At 68.4% G+C, this 18,968-nt stretch carries 16 protein-coding genes; 11 read left to right on the forward strand and 5 right to left on the reverse strand.

The features are described from left to right. Positions 1–180: 180 nt before the first annotated feature. The gene (locus tag ACM9NP_RS07140) at positions 181–672 is read right to left on the reverse strand and encodes a DUF3145 domain-containing protein (RefSeq protein ID WP_415645809.1); all 492 of its coding nucleotides are present in this window, start codon (positions 670–672) and stop codon (positions 181–183) included. A 496-nt stretch (positions 673–1,168) separates the two neighbouring features. Here ACM9NP_RS07140 and ACM9NP_RS07145 point away from each other — a divergent pair, with 496 nt between their 5' ends. Then, the gene (locus ACM9NP_RS07145; RefSeq protein ID WP_415645810.1) at positions 1,169–1,501 is read left to right on the forward strand and encodes a hypothetical protein; all 333 of its coding nucleotides are present in this window, start codon (positions 1,169–1,171) and stop codon (positions 1,499–1,501) included. A 77-nt stretch (positions 1,502–1,578) separates the two neighbouring features. Here ACM9NP_RS07145 and ACM9NP_RS07150 read toward each other — a convergent pair whose 3' ends face one another. The 3 genes from ACM9NP_RS07150 to ACM9NP_RS07160 all read right to left on the reverse strand — a co-directional run bounded on the left by ACM9NP_RS07150 (position 1,579) and on the right by ACM9NP_RS07160 (position 4,016). Then, a complete protein-coding gene (locus ACM9NP_RS07150) occupies positions 1,579–2,868 on the reverse strand; it encodes a glycosyltransferase family 4 protein (RefSeq protein WP_415645811.1) in 1,290 nt (429 codons plus the stop codon). Between the two features lie 223 nt (positions 2,869–3,091). Then, the gene (locus ACM9NP_RS07155) at positions 3,092–3,415 is read right to left on the reverse strand and encodes a PLD nuclease N-terminal domain-containing protein (RefSeq protein ID WP_415645812.1); all 324 of its coding nucleotides are present in this window, start codon (positions 3,413–3,415) and stop codon (positions 3,092–3,094) included. Then, positions 3,399–4,016: a dTMP kinase gene (locus ACM9NP_RS07160; RefSeq protein WP_415645813.1), complete on the reverse strand. Its 618-nt coding sequence runs from the start codon at positions 4,014–4,016 to the stop codon at positions 3,399–3,401. Before ACM9NP_RS07160 ends, ACM9NP_RS07155 begins: the two co-directional genes overlap by 17 nt. Before the next feature lie 387 nt (positions 4,017–4,403). Between ACM9NP_RS07160 and ACM9NP_RS07165 the strand changes: the two genes are divergently transcribed. The 3 genes from ACM9NP_RS07165 (at position 4,404) to ACM9NP_RS07175 (ending at position 7,005) form a co-directional block, all read left to right on the forward strand. Continuing rightward, positions 4,404–5,183 (forward strand): electron transfer flavoprotein subunit beta/FixA family protein, encoded by a 780-nt coding sequence (locus tag ACM9NP_RS07165; protein WP_415645815.1) that lies wholly within the window; start codon positions 4,404–4,406, stop codon positions 5,181–5,183. 18 nt (positions 5,184–5,201) lie between these two features. Further along, positions 5,202–6,143 (forward strand): electron transfer flavoprotein subunit alpha/FixB family protein, encoded by a 942-nt coding sequence (locus ACM9NP_RS07170; RefSeq protein ID WP_415645816.1) that lies wholly within the window; start codon positions 5,202–5,204, stop codon positions 6,141–6,143. A gap of 256 nt (positions 6,144–6,399) precedes the next feature. Further along, a complete protein-coding gene (locus ACM9NP_RS07175) occupies positions 6,400–7,005 on the forward strand; it encodes a biotin transporter BioY (protein ID WP_415645817.1) in 606 nt (201 codons plus the stop codon). Positions 7,006–7,162: 157 nt separating this feature from the next. On the opposite strand, the gene ACM9NP_RS07180 is transcribed toward ACM9NP_RS07175, so the two are convergent. Continuing rightward, entirely contained in the window at positions 7,163–8,143 is a 981-nt protein-coding gene (locus ACM9NP_RS07180; protein ID WP_415645818.1) for a helix-turn-helix domain-containing protein, read from the reverse strand. A gap of 581 nt (positions 8,144–8,724) precedes the next feature. On the opposite strand from ACM9NP_RS07180, the gene ACM9NP_RS07185 reads away from it, so the two are divergent. The 7 genes from ACM9NP_RS07185 (at position 8,725) to gatA (ending at position 18,967) form a co-directional block, all read left to right on the forward strand. Then, the gene (locus ACM9NP_RS07185; RefSeq protein ID WP_415645819.1) at positions 8,725–9,888 is read left to right on the forward strand and encodes a cysteine desulfurase family protein; all 1,164 of its coding nucleotides are present in this window, start codon (positions 8,725–8,727) and stop codon (positions 9,886–9,888) included. Between the two features lie 270 nt (positions 9,889–10,158). Beyond that, positions 10,159–11,253, forward strand: a complete 1,095-nt coding sequence (mnmA, locus tag ACM9NP_RS07190; protein WP_415645922.1) for a tRNA 2-thiouridine(34) synthase MnmA — start codon at positions 10,159–10,161, stop codon at positions 11,251–11,253. Continuing rightward, a complete protein-coding gene (locus ACM9NP_RS07195) occupies positions 11,246–12,244 on the forward strand; it encodes a uroporphyrinogen decarboxylase/cobalamine-independent methonine synthase family protein (protein WP_415645820.1) in 999 nt (332 codons plus the stop codon). Before mnmA ends, ACM9NP_RS07195 begins: the two co-directional genes overlap by 8 nt. Positions 12,245–12,305: 61 nt before the next feature. Continuing rightward, on the forward strand, positions 12,306–14,555 hold the full coding sequence (ligA, locus tag ACM9NP_RS07200) for an NAD-dependent DNA ligase LigA (protein WP_415645821.1): 2,250 nt from the start codon (positions 12,306–12,308) through the stop codon (positions 14,553–14,555). Positions 14,556–14,980: 425 nt separating this feature from the next. Beyond that, entirely contained in the window at positions 14,981–17,005 is a 2,025-nt protein-coding gene (locus tag ACM9NP_RS07205; RefSeq protein ID WP_415645822.1) for a putative bifunctional diguanylate cyclase/phosphodiesterase, read from the forward strand. A 160-nt stretch (positions 17,006–17,165) separates the two neighbouring features. Further along, positions 17,166–17,465 (forward strand): Asp-tRNA(Asn)/Glu-tRNA(Gln) amidotransferase subunit GatC, encoded by a 300-nt coding sequence (gene gatC / locus ACM9NP_RS07210; RefSeq protein WP_415645823.1) that lies wholly within the window; start codon positions 17,166–17,168, stop codon positions 17,463–17,465. A gap of 2 nt (positions 17,466–17,467) precedes the next feature. Next, positions 17,468–18,967 carry an Asp-tRNA(Asn)/Glu-tRNA(Gln) amidotransferase subunit GatA gene (gene gatA / locus ACM9NP_RS07215; protein ID WP_415645824.1) on the forward strand — a complete coding sequence of 500 codons (1,500 nt, stop codon included), beginning with the start codon at positions 17,468–17,470 and terminating at the stop codon, positions 18,965–18,967. Position 18,968: the final 1 nt, after the last annotated feature.

Here is an 18,968-nt window from a genome sequence, read left to right on the forward strand (position 1 = left end):
CGCTCAGCGGCTCGCATCCATCCGGGAAGGACGAGGAACGGCCCCGCAGTCAAACTGGACGGAGGGGGGTGCGAGTCGGGGGCCGGTCGTCGTGCCGCGTCTCGGGCGCGCGGTCGAAACGGGGATGGTCGTNGCGTGGAGCGGGGTGTGGATCGATCCACACCCCGCTCCACGCGGGAACTACGACACCTGCGACAGCCAGTGTTGGCCGCTGTCGTCGCCGGCGAACCGGTACGGCTCGAGCTCGTTGTCCCATTCCGCCCCGAGCAACTTGCTCAGGCCGTGGCGCAGGGCCTCCGCGTCCGTCGTCGTCGCCACCAGCGCGCGGATGCGGTCCTCGGCGACCATCAGGTCACCGTTGGCGCTTGTGGCGGCGCGGTACATGCCGCGACCTGGAACGAACATGATCCGTTCTCCATCGACGCCGGGGCTCGGGTCCTCGGTGATCTCGAATCGCAACATCGGCCACTGGTGCAGTGCGCTGGCGAGCTCGGCTCCGGTGCCCGCCTCGGCCATCCACACGTGGTCGGTACGCCAGCTCGACGGCGCCGCCGCCTGTGCCGTCCAATGTAGATCGACTGGGGTCTCCAGGACACGACCAATGGCCCACTCGACGTGCGGACACACTGCTGGTGGGCTGGAGTGCACATATATAACGCCACGCGTTGGCACGTCAAACCTCCTGGCAATATCGGCGTAATGCGCCTTCCCCCAACGCATTGCATTCGTATCTTGGGCCAGGTCTCGCACCACGTTGCGCGATTATGTGCTCCATCATGGCGTGGGTAACGGGTGTGGCGCTAGGGGTTTGTCGTGATTATTTTCGACAACTCCGTCGCCGCCCGTCGACGTCGGTGCGCGACCGGCGCGGTTGACCGGGTGGTGGACCGGTGCGGACTGACATGACGAAAACCCTGGATACGCCGTGGCGCCGGCATATCACGTTGGTATTCCCTCGGTCACCGAACACCTGTCGTGAGATGAAGATTACGTCAGTGACCGATCGCGCCGCAGCCCGGCCGCCAGCGGCGGCTCTCCAGACGCATCGGGTATCGTTGTTCGAGGCCGGTCTCTGTACCGGCCGTTATGACGTGCCACCGGGTGTTTCACTTGACCATTACCGGCGGCAGCACATCCACAAGCGATCCATTGATGAGGAGTGCCGGCAATGGCAAGTAACACCTCCAAAACCGCGCGGGCATCCGTCCGCGCCGGCCAAGCCGGTCAAGGCGGCGGCCTGAGCGTTCTCGGTGAGTTCAAGTACCTCATTCCGTTGAACAACGGCAAGCACGCCTACATCCGTAACCTGACGACGGGCAAGACCGTTCACTGCGCGACCGACTCGGAGCGGTTCGACACGGAGATCAAGGTCCTCGCCGAAGCGGGGCACGGCGAGAAGATCCGTGCCGAGCTGGACCAGTTCGCCGAGACGTTCCCGGACCAGGCCTGGGCCGACACGACGAAGCGTCTGGTCGACGCCGGCGCGTTCGGCGGCGAGTAGATCCGTCGTCCCGCATCGCTGCGGGGCGCACAGACACCACGAAGGGCCAGTGCCGACGGCACTGGCCCTTCGTCATGTCATCGGGCGGAGCGTTCCAACAGGTTTCCGTCGGGAATGACGATCCGCAGTTCCTCGGCGGCGAGTCGCGCCTCGAGCTCCTGCTCCTCACGGGTCGCGCGGTCGTACTCGGCGAGGGTCCGCTCCGCGATCGGTTCCCACGTGAATCGCTCGCGGACCATGTCGGCGGCGGAACTGCGCACGTTCTCGGCGAGTTCCGGGTCGGTCAGCATCGTGTCGAGCGCCATCGCCAGCGAGTCCGGGTCTCCGGGGATGTGGGTGAGCCCCGTCTGACGATCGATGATGAACTCGGCGAGCCCGCCGCTGTGCGCGGCGACGACGGGAGCGCCCGCCGCGATCGCCTCCAGAGCGACCATCCCGAAGGGTTCGTAGCGGCTCGGCATGGCGAAGCAGTCGGCGGCGGCGAGGAGCCGTGGCAGATCGCGTCCGTTGACGAAGCCCGTGAAGATGACAGACTCGTCGAGCCGTCGGCGGCGCACCTGGTCGCGCAGTTGCTCTTCGTGGGGTCCCTCACCGGCGATGACGATGGACAGCCCGGGGTGGCGACCTGCGATGATCGGCACCGCGTCGATGAGGTCCTGGACACCCTTCTCGTAGACGAGTCGACCCGCGAACACGACGAGCGGTCCGTCTCCGTAGCGGTGGCGCACCCGCGCGGTCTCCTCCGGTTCGACCGTGAAGGCGTCCACATCGACTCCATTGGGGACGATGGTGGTCTTGCTGTCGGGAAGGTCGAAGAGCTGGTCGATCTCCCACCTCATGTGGTCCGAGCACGCGAGCACCCGGCGGGCCTCGTAGGTCAGCCACCATTCGATCGAGTGGATCGCCTTGGACGTGTCGTCGGGGAGCCAACCACGGTGCCGCCCGGCCTCCGTCGAGTGGATCGTCGCCACGAGGGGAAGCCCGAGGTGGTGTTTCAGGGTGACGGCCGCGTGCGTCACGAGCCAGTCGTGGGCGTGGATGACGTCGAAGTCCTGGGTGCGGGTCGCGTACAGCGCCGCGCGGGTGAGCGCGTGGTTGAAGGCCATCGCCCACTGCATGAGGGTCGACGATCCGAACTCGAACAGCGGCGGGTCCTCCGGAGCCCGGACGATCCGCACTCCGTCGACGGTCTCGTCGAGCGCCGCGGGTGTTCCGTCGGGATTGAGGCCGTAACGGGTCGCGACGGTGACGTCGTGGCCGGCCGCCGCGAGGGCGGTGGCCAGGGCGTGGACGTGACGGCCGAGGCCGCCGACGAGTACCGGTGGGTACTCCCAGCTGAGCATGAGGATGGATCGTTTCGCCGTCACGGCAGTCCCTTCGTCGCTGATCGGTGGCCCGGTCTCGCCGGGCCGACGCCACGCGCACACTTCCCGTGGTGTCGATGGGCCCGGGCTCCTGGGCCGAGGCGAAAGCGACGGTGACCCGGCCGATTGTCGCAGACGTGCGGCGATCCTACCGGCGGGTCCGCCACAACGGACGGTGAGCGTTCGTGCCGTTCTCGGTGGCGATGGAGGGTCGAGGGCCGGACCGCTAGCTCGGCTTGTCCTTGTCCTCGCGGATCTTGCGTTCGAGATCACGCAGGAAGTCGGGGTCGTCGTCGGGAGCGCGGGGCGGGGTCACGGGGCGTCCACGTCCGGTGGAGGTGCCGTTGGGGCGCGGCCGACCGGTCGTGAACCACGCGATGGCGCCGATGACGGGCACGACGATGATGATCGTGGTCCACATGCCCCGGGACAACCGGCGCGGAGACTTGTCCCCGCCGAGGCAGTCGGCGAGGGCGGCGATGAGCAACGCCAGGTGTATGACGGCGGCGACGATGACGATGCGTCCCATGCCGTCAATCATGCCTGTCATCGAAGAGCTCCGGGAGCCCGGACCGGATGCGTGTGCGGACGGCCTCGGCGACGGTGTCGGCGTCTCCGGCGGCGTCGATGTGGGTGTAGTTGGCCGCTTCGGGCAGCGAGCGGTAGGCGGCGTCGAGTGCGGTGAGGGCGTCAACGCTCTCGTGATCGATGCCGCGGGCGGTGACGCGCTCGTGGGCGAGCTGGGGTGGGAGCTCGAAGAACAGGGTGATGTCGGGGCGGGGAAGTCGGCGCATCCGGTGCCGAACCCACGGTTCCAGGTCGGGGCACAGCATGCGGGTCCGGGCATACTGGCAGATGTGATAGCGATCGGCGATGAGCACCGTCGGTTGCCGGATGACGGAGAGGTTGGCGTGGCGCAACATCGTCTCGGCGCGGAGCGCCAGGCGTGGTCCGAAGAGCGCGATGGAGTCCGGTTTGCCGAGTCGTCGGGCGGTGTTGGAGAGGACACGGCGGCCCGTCGCCGCGAGTCGGTACGTCGACTTGATGTCGGCGTCGGCTAGCCAGGCGGCGAGTCGCGTCGCCTGGGTGGTCTTGCCCGCCCCGTCGATTCCGACGAAGGCGATGGTCGCCTGTCTGGGTTCTGAAGCCACACCTTAAGAGTAGAAGTCGACGGCTGAGCGTTCGCTGGCACGATCGGTGGCGTCGTGATTCGGTGGTTCGGGGACGGCGCGGTGATGGGCGGGTCGACGGTCGTCGGGGCGCCTCCCGGATCGCCCGCTCGCGGGCTTCGCGTACCGGTCGCGACGCGAATTTCCTTATATCGTCATGTTTCGGACGCTTCCCCGTGATGATCGTTGGGGGCACCCGTCGACCCGGCGAGTGTTACTCGGCGGTAACTTGAGAGGGTAGGATTCGCGACAACGCGCCACGGGCGTCGTCACCGGGCTCACCGCGCGATTCCCCCGGACGCGACGCTGCGGCGCCGACACGCGAAGATAGGCGCTGAACGCCAATTAAGTAGGAGGTTACGGGGTCTGATGAAGATCGTTGTCCTCGTCAAGCAGGTGCCGGATTCCAGTCTGGAACGAAACCTGCGCCCTGACGATTATCGCGTCGACCGTGCGTCGGCATCCAATGTCATCAGCGAAATCGACGAGAACGCCATCGAGGCCGCGTTGACGCTCGCCGAGGCGTCGGGGGGCGAGGTCACGTTGCTGACCGTCGGTCCCGACCACGCCACCGAGTCGATCCGCAAGGCGCTCTCGATGGGGCCGGACAAGGCCGTGCACGTCCTCGACGACGCCATCGCCGGTTCGTGCGCCGTCGGTACGTCCAAAGTGCTCGCCGCAGCTCTCGGCACCCTCGAGTACGACCTGGTCCTCGCCGGAGCGGAGTCCACCGACTCCGCGGTCGGTGCGATGCCGCACATGATCTCGGCGCGTCTCGGCATTCCGGCCCTCACCGGTGCCCGCAAGCTCAACGTGGACGGCTCGACCGTCAATGTGGAGCGGCAGACGGAGGACGGCTACGAGGAACTGACCGCGTCCACGCCCGCGATCGTGTCGGTGTGGGACTCGATGAACACGCCGCGGTACGCGTCGCTCAAGGGGATCATGGCCGCCAAGCGCAAGCCGATCACGACACTGTCGCTCGCGGATCTCGGCATCGCGGCCGATGAGGTCGGCGCAGCAGGTGCGACGAGCACCGTGTTGTCCGCCGCTCAGCGTCCGCCTCGCGAGGCCGGAGAGAAGGTCGTCGACGAAGGCGAAGGCGGCGTGGCGTTGGCCGGCTTCCTCGCCACCGAGAAGTTCGTGTAACGAGGGTTGGAGAAGAAAATGGCTGAAGTTCTTGTCGCAGCCTGGGCCGCGAACAAACTGACGTACGAGATGCTGACACTCGCCCGTGGTCTGGGGGAGGTGTCGGTGGTCGTCCTCGGTGGACCGGGCGGCGACATCGCCGACAACCTGGCCGAGTACGGCGCGTCCAAGATCTACCTGGCCGAGGACGAGGCCCTTGACGGGTACCTCGTCGCTCCGAAGGCGGAGGTCCTGGCCGGGCTCGTCAAGGAGCACTCGCCCGCGGCCGTGCTGCTGCCGGGTACGCAGGAAGGCAAGGAGATCGCGGGTCGCCTCGCCGTCCTCCTCGACAACGGCGTGCTGGCGGACGTGACCGGCCTCGACGCCGAGGGCGTCGCGACGCAGACGATCTTCGCGGGCGGAACCCTCGTCACGTCGAAGGTGACCAAGGGCATCCCGCTGGTCACGGTCAAGCCGAACTCGTTGACGCCGACTCCGGCGCCCGCGACGGCCGAGCGCGTCAGCGTCGCCGTGTCCGTGTCGGACGCCGCCAAGCAGGTCACCGTCAACAAGCGCGTCACCGAGCCGAAGGGTGATCGCCCCGAGCTCGCCGAGGCGTCCATCGTGGTGTCCGGCGGCCGTGGTGTCGGCACCGCCGAGCAGTTCTCGGTGATCGAGGAGTTCGCCGATCTGCTCGGTGCGGCGGTCGGCGCGTCCCGTGCCGCCACCGACGGCGGTCTGTACCCGCACAAGTTCCAGGTCGGTCAGACCGGCGTGACCGTCTCCCCGCAGTTGTACGTCGCGGCCGGCATCTCCGGCGCGATCCAGCACCGGGCGGGCATGCAGACTTCGAAGACGATCGTCGCCGTCAACAAGGACGACGGCGCGCCTATCTTCGAGATCGCCGATTTCGGCGTCGTCGGTGACCTGTTCGACGTGTTGCCACAGGCGGGCGAAGAGATCAAGAAGCGTCGCGGCTGACGCGTCGCTCCATCGTGACCCGCCCGGATACTTCGTCATGGAGTGCCGGGCGGGTTCTTTGTGCGTTCGTCGCCCCCTCCGGTCCATAGTGTTGTGGTCGTTTCCGCCGGTCGTGTCCGGGAGCGAGGAAGATTGGCGCGCAAGGAATTCCGCTCGGCCGGAGGCCCTTGTCGAGGCCGTCGCCCGCCGCTGCGGTAGCGTAACCGGCGCACCCTGAGTTGTAGGGTTCCGCCAAAACAATTTGGAGGCTTGACCGATGACCCTTCACGCCGCGAGCATCGCCCCCAACCGGGTGCTCGCCGACCTGATCCCCGCCACCAAAGTCAACGCTTACGCGCGCGACGCCGTCCTCGTCGCGGCCGGAGCCGGCCTCACCGGCCTCGCCGCGCAGGTCGTGATCCCGATCCCCGCGATCTCCCCCGTTCCGTTCGCCCTGTCGACGCTCACCGTTCTCCTGCTCGGGGCCGCTCTCGGCCCGGCCAGGGCCGTCGCGTCGATGACGTTGTACCTGATCGCCGGAGTCGCCGGCATGCCGTGGTTCGCCGAGGGCAACTCGGGCGTCGTCGGCCTCGTCAGCTTCGGTTACATTCTCGGTTACATCGCCGCGGCCGGGCTCGTCGGCGCACTCGCCAAGCGCGGTGGCGACCGCACGATCGGTCGCACCATCGGTGTCATGGTGGCCGGCTCCGCCGTCATCTACGCCTTCGGCGTGCCGTACCTGATGTGGGTCGCCGACATGGGCGTCGTCGACGGAATGACGAAGGGCGCGGCGGTGTTCATCGTCACCGACGTGATCAAGGTCGCGATCGCGGCGGCGCTGCTGCCCAGCGCCTGGGCCCTCGTTCGGCGCTTCCAGGGCTGACCGCGCGCGCTTCGGCGAACCCGCCGCGCGTCCTGAGAGTTCGATCGTTCGGCCCGTCCTCGATGACCACGTCAACAGTGGAGCATCTGAGGGCGGGCCGTTCGCGTGACGGCGGGGCCACCGTTCCGGTCGGCCTCGAACGTCCCGCGTCAGCGGCTCAGCCTGGCCACTCCCAGCCGATGCCCAAGGCGCCCGGGTCGACGTTCGAGCGGAACAGTTGCGCCGTCAGCCAGTCGTTGAGCTGGATGTCACCCGTCTCGTGCAGCACCGTCGCCAGTCGACTCTGCGCGAAACCGAAGACCCGCAAGGGAATGAACGACGGATCGAACCGCACCTGAAGCGTGTAGTGCCCGACCGGATATCGAAAGCCCTGACCGAAGCAGTTGGCGGGATTGCTCGTCCCGTCGCGCACCCCGAACCGGAACAGATGGCTTTCGCCTTGCGCCAGCTCCGTCCCGAAGATGATCTCCGCCAACAAGACCGGCTCCCGATGATGGCGTGAGATCCGGCCGATGGCGCAGTCGCGCCGAGCGACGACCCGGACGTCGTCGATGGAGCAACCGGGGTCGCCACGGAACATCGCGATGTATCGATCGACTCCGTCGCGCCGAGCCGTCACGAGCATCGTCACGTCGTGCTCCGCGTCGCGCCCGTCGCCGTCGATCGTCACGACGACCTGCTGTGTCTCCACGTCGAGGTGGTGCTCGCGGGCCAACGGCAGCTGATCGCACAGTTCCCGTAGCGGCTGGCCCGCGCCGAGCACGTTCTCGGGCCGTCGCTGTTTGACGCGCAGGCTGCGAGGTCCGCGCGCGCGCTTCGGCCCGAGCAGTGACCGCAGGCTGCCCCGGGGGAGCCGCAGGATCTCCTCCAACGCCGTCACCGCCTCGATCGACGAGGGGTGTTCCGGTTGCGTCCTGCCGTGCTGCCAATAACTCAGACTCGTCGTCGACACGTTCAGATCCCGTGCCCGCAGGTGATGGCGCAGCCGATCGAGGCCGAGACCGCGCGCCGCGATCGCCGCCCGCAACGCCACATGGAACGGACCCTGGGCCAGGGCCGCGGCCACCACCGGGTCCGTCACGGCCGGTTCGACCGCCGTTCCGTTCTTGTTCTCCGTCATCTCACGCTCACGCTCCACCAGGCTCACGTCGCGGTGAACCGGGGTATCACCGCGCACATCGAACGGTTCGCATTCGGGCGGCCGTCCGCCACCCGCTCGTCGGCCTCGCGCGGATCGACCGGACAACCTCTCCGACGACGTGACCCGCCACCCGCGCCACCGCAGAGCATCGTCGGTGCCGGGCCGTCGCGGTGCGCACGGTGAATCGCGCGGGGCTCAGGTCAAGTCTGGGAAGTCCACCCCTGCCACGGAAGCGACCTCCCCAACACGACCTGGACGGGGAAACACGACAGTCACGTCCATCCTGTCGGGTACTGACGCGTACGGCAAGACGTCGAGGCAGGTCAATACGGATGAAAACAGTGAATTAGCGGAACTCCGACAGCGCGCTCGCGGCCCGTTGCGGGTCAGCCCGTCGGCATCTATCGTGCAACCCCTGGTCAGCGCGCCGGACGGGTGGCGAGACGGGAGCGTCGGAGCCATGGGCCGCCATCGCGCCAAGGCGGCCGACACGGGCGACAATATAGGCTTGCCGACGTGTTCTCGTCGTCTCAACCACCGCACGACCGCGCCACCACCACCCCGCGAGGTGCTCGTTCATGACGTATCTCGATCACGCCGCGACCACCCCGATGCTGCCGGAGGCGATCGCCGCGTACGCCGAAGCCGCCGCCCGCGTGGGAAACGCGTCCTCTCTTCACTCCTCGGGACGGGCCGCCCGCCGACTCGTCGAGGAGTCCCGTGAGCGCATCGCCGACCGGCTCGGCGCGGCCCCCAGCGAAGTCGTCTTCACCGGCGGCGGGACCGAGGCCGACAATCTCGCGCTCAAGGGGTTGTTCTGGGGCGCGCGCGACGCGGACCCCGACCGGCGCGTGATCGTGACGACGGCGACCGAGCACCACGCCGTTCTCGACGTCGTCGCGTGGCTCCGCGACCACGAGGGTGCCGAAATCGAATGGCTGCCCGTCGACGAGCACGGCGCCGTCACCGCGGCCGACATGGCCTCCACGTTGGAGCGACACGAGGGTCGGGTCGCGGTCGCGTCGGTGATGTGGGCGAACAACGAGGTCGGCACGATAAACCCGGTCGCGGCGATCGCCGCCCGCTGCGCCGACGGGGGAGTGCCGGCGCACAGCGACGCCGTCCAAGCCATCGGCTCCGTCCCGGTCGACTTCGGCGCGACCGCGTTGACGGCGCTCTCCCTGACCGGGCACAAGATCGGCGGCCCGGTCGGCGTGGGCGCGCTGCTGTTGAGGCGCGACGCCGCTTGCGTTCCGTTGTCCCACGGCGGCGGGCAGGAGCGGGAGATCCGGTCGGGAACCCTTGACGTGGCGGGGACCGCGGCCTTCGCGGCGGCCGTCACTCTCGCCGTCGACACCGCCGCCACTGAGTTCGAACGGCTCGCCGGGCTGCGCGACGACCTCGTCGCCAGGGTCCGGCACGCCTTTCCCGACGTCATCTACAACGGACATTCGGTCGATCGACTGCCGGGCAACGCCCACTTCTCATTCCCCGGATGCGAGGGTGACGCGCTGCTGATGCTCCTCGACGCCGCCGGTGTCGAGTGCGCCACTGGCTCGGCCTGCTCGGCGGGGGTCGCGCAGCCGTCCCACGTCCTTCTCGCGATGGGCACACGCCCCGCCATCGCCCGCTCCTCGCTGCGATTCAGTCTCGGCCACACCTCGACCGCGGCCGACGTGGACGCCGTCATGGCGGCGCTGCCACAGGCCGTCGAACGGGCCCGCGCGGCCGGGCTCTCCTGACACCGTCGGGTCGGAATCCACAACAGAGAATGTGACGAGGGAGACGGCGCGATCCAGGTTCCGGCGTGCTCGACGAAATCACAGCGCCGGGCCGTCTCGCCTGGGTTGTGCGACGGGCCGGCATCACGCCGAAACACCTGGCCGCGTGCGGCGCGTGGCCGCACGGGCGGACCGGGCGAGCCGCGGAGGCGCCGCGATCACTAGCCCCGACGGGGCCGCCGTAGCCGAGTTGCTGGGTAACGGGGCAGCCTCTAGGCTTGCACGGTGACTTTGCGAGTATTGGCCGCCATGTCCGGTGGCGTTGACTCGGCGGTGGCCGCCGCCAGAGCCGTCGAGGCGGGGCATGACGTGACCGGCGTGCACCTTGCGTTGTCGTCGAACCCGCAGACGTTCCGTTCGGGCGCGCGCGGCTGCTGCACCCTGGAGGACTCCCGGGACGCTAGGCGGGCGGCCGACGTCATCGGCATCCCCTTCTACATCTGGGACATGGCGGAACGGTTCAAGGAGGACGTCGTCGACGACTTCGTCGCCGAGTACGCGGCCGGTCGCACCCCGAACCCCTGCCTGCGCTGTAACGAGAAGATCAAGTTCGCGGCGGTTCTCGACCGCGCGATCGCCCTCGGTTTCGACGCCGTCGTCACGGGTCACCACGCCCGACTCTCGGACGGCGTGCTGCGCCGCTCCGTCGACATCGGCAAGGATCAGTCCTATGTGCTCGCGGTACTGACGCCACGTCAACTGTCCCGCGCGATCTTCCCGCTGGGGGACGCGACGAAGGCGGAGGTCCGGGAGGAGGCAGCCCGCCGCGACCTGGCCGTCGCCGACAAGCCCGACAGTCACGACATCTGCTTCATCGCCGACGGGGACACCCGCGGGTTCCTCAACGCCCGTCTCGGCACCAAGACCGGAGACATCGTCGACTCCCGCACCGGTGATGTCGTCGGCAGCCACGAAGGCGCCCACCAGTACACCGTCGGACAGCGGCACGGCCTCGGCCTGGAACGGCCGGCGGCCGACGGCAAGCCCCGATACGTCCTGTCGATCACGCCCGTCACGAACACGGTGACGGTCGGCCCGCGCGAGGCGCTCGACGTCGACGTCGTCGTCGGCGAACGACCGGTCTGGCTGCGCGACGTCGGTGACGTCGACGCGCTGGAGTGTCAGGTCCAGCTGCGCGCCCACGGGGAGGCGATCCCCGCGACGTTGACCTGGGACGAGGACACGATGACCGCCACCCTGCACCGCCCCGCCAAGGGCGTCGCCACGGGCCAGGCCCTGGTCGTGTACCTGCCGGACGACGACGGTGACGTCGTGGTCGCGAGCGCGACGATCAGCGACACGAGTCGGGTGGCCACCCATGCCTGACCTGCCGGGCGGCGTCGCCACCGGGATCGGGTCCCTGCCGGGCACGGACGTGCGCGCGGCCATCGCGGAGGTGTTCGCCGCCTTCGCGGATTTCCCGCACCTGCCGGAGCTGCCCGGGCGTGGTCCGGGCGCCGACATGATCGGCCGGACCGCGACCCTGCTCGTCGATCTGCCGGTGGAGCTGTACGCGGCGCGCTGGCAGCTGACGTCGCGGCGGGGCCGGGACCTGCGGGTCGCCGCCGACTTCCTCGAACGGGACCTCGACGTCCTCACCGAGAACGAGTCCGATCACGACGGTCCATTGAAGATTTCGGTGGCGGGGCCGTGGACGCTCGCCACGTCGTTGAACCGCCCGATCGGCGGTCCGATGCTGCGCGACTTCGGCGCGGTCCGAGAGCTGGCCGCCTCGGCGGCGGAAGGCATCGCGGCGCACGTCGCCGACGTGTCGGCGCGGTTGCCGCGAGCGGAGATCGTGCTGCAGCTCGACGAGCCCTCGCTGCCGTCGGTCCTCGCGGGCACCGTCCCGACCGAGAGCGGGCTGTCCCGTTATCGGCCGGTCGCCTCCGACGTCGCGCGGGACACCCTGGCCATGATCGTGGACGCGGTCGGCGTGCCCGTCGTCGTCCACTGTTGCGCGCCGAACGTACCCGTTGGGCTGCTGCACGGCGCGGGAGCCGCGGCCGTATCCATGGACCTGACGCTGTTCGACATCGCCGACACGGCCGCGATGGACGAGTTCGGGGCGGCGATCGAGGCCGGTCTGCGGTTGTACGCCGGAGTCGTCCCCGCTCTCGGCGAGTCCACATCAGACGACAAGGTGGCGGCGGCGCGGGTCACGGACCTGTGGCGCGCTCTCGGCTTCGATGCCGGGTCGCTGCGCCAGGTCGTCGCGACGCCGACGTGTGGTCTGGCGGGCGCGTCGCCGCAGCGTGCGGCCGACGTCATGAGGGTCGCGCGAGAAGCCGCCAAACGCATGACGGACGAGGTCTGAGCGCGCCCCGACCGGCCGGTCACGCGGCGGAAACGTCGCACCCACCGACTAAGTTCGTGGTATGAGTTCACAGCTTGAAGCCGGTGAGGGCGCGGAATTCGACGCCGCGCGCACGGAGCACGAAAGGCTCGCGGCAGAGGTCGACAAGCATCGGCAGTTGTATCACCAGAAGGACGCGCCGGTCATCTCCGACGCGGAGTACGACGCGTTGATGCGTCGCCTGATGGCGATCGAGGACAGCTTCCCGGTCCTTCGGACGCAGGATTCGCCGACGCAACTGGTCGGCGGTGACCTGTCGTCCCTGTTCGCCTCGGTCGAGCACGCCGAACCCCTGCTGAGCCTCGACAACGCGTTCTCTCAGGAGGAACTGACGGCCTGGGCCGAGCGGGTCACCACCGAGGTTCCCGGCGCGCGATACCTGTGCGAGTTGAAGATCGACGGTCTCGCGGTGAACCTGACCTATGAGAACGGCGTGTTGACTCGCGCGGCGACCCGTGGCGACGGCCGGGTCGGCGAGGACATCACCGCCAACGTCCTCACCATCGCGGATATCCCGCACCAGCTGACGGGGACGGACTACCCGGTACCGGAGTTCGTCGAGGTGCGCGGCGAGGTCTACATGACCACGAAGAACTTCGAGGCCGTCAACGCGGAACGGATGGCGGCCAACGAGGCGATGGCCGCCGACAACGTCGAGCGCGTCAAGGCGGGCAAGCGCCCGCACAAGCTGCTGGCCCTGTACGCCAATCCGCGCAACCTCGCGGCGGGCTCGCTGCGCCAGAAGGACCCGGCGGAGACGGCGAAGCGCCCGCTGAGCATGACCGTTTACGGCATCGGCGCGCGACGCGGGTTCGAGCCGACGCACCAGTCGGAGGGCTACGCCGCGCTCGCCGCGTGGGGCCTGCCGACGAGCGAGTACTGGAAGGTCGTCGACACCCTCGACGAGGTTCGTGCCTATGTGGATCATTACGCGAAGCATCGGCACGACATCGAGCACGAGATCGACGGGGTCGTCGTCAAGACCGACGACATCGGCGTGCAGCGGCGGCTCGGCGCGACGAACCGCGCCCCGCGCTGGGCGATCGCCTACAAGTACCCGCCGGAGGAGGTCACGACGGTCCTGCGGGACATCAAGGTCAGCCTCGGCCGGACGGGCCGGGCGACGCCGTACGCGGTGCTTGAACCGGTGCGGGTGGCCGGTTCCGAGGTCGAGTTCGCGACGCTGCACAACGCCGACCAGGTGAAGGCGAAGGGCGTGCTGATCGGGGACCGGGTGATCATTCGGAAGGCGGGCGACGTCATTCCCGAGATCCTCGGTCCGGTGGTGGACGTGCGCGACGGCGACGAGCGGGAGTTCGTCATGCCGGAGCACTGCCCCGAGTGCGGTACCGAGCTGGCGCACATGTCGGAGGGCGACGTCGATCTCCGGTGCCCGAACGCGCGCGGTTGTCCGGCGCAGCGGCGTGAGCGCCTGGCCTATCTCGCCGGTCGTACCTGTTTGGACATCGACGGCCTGGGCTACGTGGCGGCGACCGCGCTGACTCAGCCGTTGGTCCCGTCGACGCCGCCGCTGTCCGATGAGGGTGACCTGTTCAACCTGACGTTGGAGCAGTTGATCCCGATCAAGGTCGTGGTTCGGGACCCGGACACGGGATTGCCGAAGAAGGACGCTCGAACGGGCGAGGACAAGGTCGTGTCGTTCTTCGCCAACGACAAGGGCGAGCCGAAGAAGAACGCGACCGATCTGCTGGCGAACCTGGAGGCGGTCAAGGAGAGCCCACTGTGGCGGGTCATCAACGGCCTGTCGATCAGGCATGTCGGGCCGGTCGCGGCGCGGGCCCTTGCCCAGCGGTTCGGCGACATCGAGGCGATTCGTGCGGCGACGGAGGAGGAGCTCGCGGCCGTCGACGGCGTGGGTCCGACGATCGCCGCAGCCGTCACGCAGTGGTTCGCCGTCGACTGGCACGTCGCGATCGTGGAGAAGTGGCGGGCGGCGGGTCTGCGGATGGTCGAGGAGCGGGAGGAGGGCGTCGAGCAGAACCTCGCGGGCGTCACCGTCGTCATCACCGGTACGCTGGACGGCTGGTCGCGTGACGGCGCCGCTGACGCGGTGCGCGCTCGCGGAGGAAAGGTCTCCGGCTCCGTCTCCAAGAAGACTTCCTATGTGGTGGTGGGGGAATCGCCGGGCTCCAAATACGACAAGGCCGTGACCCTCGGAGTGCCGGTTCTGGATTCGACCGCTTTCGGGCAATTGCTCGAGAATGGCCCGGAAATTCCCGAGGAGAACAATACCGAATCCAACGAAGAGTAATCGTTAGATTTGATTATTGTCCTATAAGGTCAATCGCCCTCGGTGTCGATCTCGGCACCGAGGCGGTTTTGTCTAGAAGTACATCCAAGTTCGGCTATTTTGTTGTGTCGCGGTCCCGGTAAACGGATATTGGCGACATAATGCTCCTGGTGTTCGGTCGTCAATGTGAGGGCAAGCGATTGCCGATTCCATTCGGTCATAGACGTCAATCACTACGTTGCCGCCTGCCGTCACTTCACCGAATACTGATCGTTGCCTTAAACGGGGGTTCCAGGGTAGGACTAGTTGTGTCACTCTCAAGAGGAAACGGCTAGCCAGCCGAAACGCCATTGGTTCCACCGGTGGCGACGTGGGAGGGTTAGATGACGGCGACTTCGCTGCGCAATACCGCGCCGACTAGACGACGTGGTGCATTCTTCGGGTATATGGCCGCCGTCGTGGCCGCGGCCGTCGTGGCCGTGGCACTCACGCTCGCGCTCAGTCCGCCAATGTGGATACCGACGATGGCCGCCGTTCCGGTCGCGGTCTGGCTGATGGCGGTCCTCGCCGTCCTCGTCGAAGTTCGACCGGTGCTACCACCGGGATCTCGATATTCCCAGGCGGCGATGATCTCGCTCAGCTTCGTCATCGCGTTGCTGCTGTTGTGGGGGTTCCTGCCCGCGCTCATCGTGCAGACGGTCGTCGCGGTGCTCATCTTCACCGGCCTGCACGCGACCGCGTGGCGAATGGCGTTCAACGCGGCACAATGGGCACTCGCCCTGACCGCCGCCCACCTCGTCCTCATCGCGCTCGACGCCCCGACCACCATCAGCGGTCGCGACGACGCCGCGTCGGCGGTCGGCGCTCTCCTGCTCGCGGGGCTCGCCTGGTTCGTCGTCAGCCACATCCTCGTCACGACGACGTGGGCGCTGCGCATCCACGTCTCGTGGTGGCGGTTGTGCGTTCGATCGCTGCGCTACGAGATGGTCGTGCACGGCGCCCTGCTGGCGTTCGCGCCCCTGCTGGCGATGGCGGCGAGCCTCAGCCCCGTGCTCGTGCTCCTGTCGGCCGGGCCGATCTACGCCGTATACCGGATGGCTCGACTGTCCACTGAGCGCGAACGCGTCGCCATGACGGACATGCTGACCGGGCTGCCCAACCGCAAGGGCTTCCAACAGGTCGTCAACGAGAACATCGACCGCTGCGCCGACGCCGGAACCAAACTCGCCGTGCTCGTCCTCGACCTGAACCGCTTCGCCACCGTCAACAGCGCCCTCGGGCACGACGTCGGCGACCGCCTGCTCCAGGAACTCGGCCGTAGATTCGAGCGCGCCTGCGACGGTTCGAGCCGCGTCGCGGCCCGCATCGGTGGCGACGAGTTCGCCTTCCTCCTCGCCGAGATCACCGGTGAGGAGGACGCGAAACGGCAGGCCGTCCGCGTCCAAGCCGCGCTCGCGGACGCCGTGTGGCTCGACGAGGTCAGTGTGGACGCCTCCGGCGCGATCGGCGTCGCCTGCTATCCCGAGCACGGCCGTGACTTCGATTCGCTGTTCAAACACGCCGACGTCGCGATGTCGGAGGCGAAGAGCCGCGACTCCGGCCTGGCCGTGTACGCCCCCGAGTTCGATCACCACTCCGTCGAACGACTCGGCCTGCTCGGCGACCTGCGCCGGGCCCTAGAACTGCCCGATCCCCCCGGTGTCGAGTTGTACTACCAACCACAGATCGAACTGTCCACAGGAGAGGTCGTCGGAGTGGAGGCGCTCCTGCGCTACCACCATCCGACGCAGGGCCGCATCGACCCGGGCGAACTCATCGCCATCGCCGAGCACTCCGCCGTCATGCGAATCCTCACGTACCGCGTCCTCGACGAGGCGGTCGGCCAGCTCTCCCGCTGGCGCGCCTCCGGGCTCAGGCTGCGGGCCGCCGTCAACGTCAGCGTCCGCGACCTGCACGCTGCCGACTTCTGCGAATACCTCACCGACCGACTCGAACACCACGGCGTTCCCCCGGAAGCGCTGCAACTGGAGATCATCGAGAGCGCCCTGATGGCGGACCCGCGCCGGGTCGTGGCGACGCTGACCAAGCTGGAGGCGCTCGGTGTCGGGCTGAGTCTCGACGACTTCGGCACCGGCTTCTCGTCGATGCAGCACCTGCGCCGACTTCAGGTGTCCGAGGTGAAGATCGACAAGTCCTTCGTCCTGGCGATGAACGGCGACCCCGACTCCGTCGCCATTGTACGGTCCATTATCGACCTCGGGCGGGCGCTGGGTCTGCGCGTCGTCGCCGAGGGCGTCGAGGACGAACGCACGTGGCGGCACCTGCTCAGCCTCGGTTGCGATCTCGCTCAGGGTTGGTTCCACGCCAAGCCGATGCCCGCCGCCGAACTCGCGGCCTGGCTCGCCCGGTACCGCCCGCCCGCCGTCATGCGCGCGGTTCGTGCCGTCCCCGAACCCGCCGAGACCCGCTGACGGCCGCGCGGGGCCGCCACGCCGTTGACGTCGCCGACGCGCGCGCGAAACGGCGTCGTCACATTGTTGACGCAGGTGATGCCCGTGCGTGACGGTGCCGACGGAGTCCTTAGACTCAATCGGTCCCAATATTCCGCAGACCGTTTTAAGGACCATTCCGATGAGCGCAATCTCCCGTGACGAGGTCGCACATCTGGCGCACCTGGCGCGCCTCGACGTGACGGACGACGAACTGGACCGGTTCGCGTCCCAGCTTGACGTGATCCTCCAGTCCGTCAATCGCATCGGCGAGGTCACCGCCGAGGACATCCCGCCGACCTCTCACGCGGTGCCGCTGACGAATGTGTACCGTGCCGACGAACCGGTGCCGAGCCTGCGTCGTGAAGACGTGCTGGCGGGCGCGCCCGACACGGACTCCGACCGATTCCGGGTTCCCCGCATTCTCGGGGAGGAAGAGTAACGATGACCGACATCACGAGCCTGACCGCCGCCGAAATCGCGGCGTCCATCAAGGACGGAACGGTGACGGCCGAGGCCGTCACTCGCGCGTTTCTCGCGCGGATCGACGAGCTGGAGCCGACGATCCACGCGTTCCTCCACATTGATGCGGAAGGCGCCCTGGCGACCGCGCGCGAAGTCGACGCCGCTCGCGCGGCGGGCGAGACGCTCGGTTCGCTCGCGGGCGTCCCGATCGCGATCAAGGACATCGTCGTCACCAAGGGCATGCCCACGACGGCCGCGTCGAAGATGCTGGAGAACTGGGTCCCGCCGTACGACGCGACGATCACCGAGCGGATCCGGGCCGCCCGGATGCCGATCCTCGGCAAGACCAACCTCGACGAGTTCGCGATGGGTTCGTCCACCGAGTACTCCGCGTTCGGTCCGACCCGCAACCCGTGGGACACCGCCCGCATTCCGGGCGGCTCCGGTGGTGGCTCGGCCGCGGCCGTGGCCGCGCGCATGGCGCCCCTGGCGATCGGCACCGACACCGGCGGCTCGATCCGTCAGCCCGGCGCCGTGACCGGCACCGTCGGCGCCAAGCCGACCTACGGCGGCACCAGCCGGTACGGCCTCGTCGCCTTCTCGTCCTCTCTCGACACCCCGGGGCCGGTGGCGCGCACGATGCTCGACGCGGCCCTGCTGCACGAGATCATCGCCGGCCACGACCCCCGCGACTCGACGTCGATTCCGCAGGCCGTTCCGCCCGTCGTCGCGGCGGTCGAACAGGGCCTCACCGGTGACCTGTCGGGGCTGCGCCTCGGTCTCGTCACCGAGTTCGAGGTCGGCGAGGGCGCCGAACCGGGCGTCATCGCCGCGTACCGGGACGGGGTCGAGACCCTGGCGAAGCTCGGCGCCGACATCGTCGAGGTGTCGTGCCCGCACTTCCAGTACGCGCTGCCCGCCTACTACCTCATCGCCCCAAGCGAATGCTCCTCCAACCTCGCCCGCTTCGACGGAGTCCGCTACGGGCTGCGCGTCGGCGACAACGGCGAACGGTCCCTGGAAGAGGTCATGGCGTCTACGCGTGAGGCCGGATTCGGCGCAGAGGTCAAGCGCCGCATCATCCTCGGCACCTACGCGCTCTCCTCGGGCTATGTGGACGAATACTACGGCCAGGCGCAGAAGGTCCGCACCCTCATCACCCGCGACTTCGAGGCGGCGTTCGGCCGCGTCGACGCGCTCATCTCGCCGACGACGCCGTTCGTCGCCTTCGAGTTCGGTGCCCGCACGGGCGACCCGTACCTGATGTATCTCGCCGACCTGTACACGATCCCGTCGAACCTGTACGGCGGTCCCGCCGTGTCGGTCCCCGTCGGACTGTCCGACGGTCTGCCCGCCGGGCTCCAGGTCATGGCGCCCACCATGCGCGACGACGTCGCCTACCGCGTCGCCGCCGCCCTCGAATCGACCCAGACACCGCTACTGGCCGACCAGGCCCCCGACCCGGCGAAAGGAGCCTGAA

This window comes from Stackebrandtia soli, from assembly GCF_965137155.1.
GTDB classification, from domain to species: Bacteria; Actinomycetota; Actinomycetes; order Mycobacteriales; family Micromonosporaceae; genus Stackebrandtia; species Stackebrandtia soli.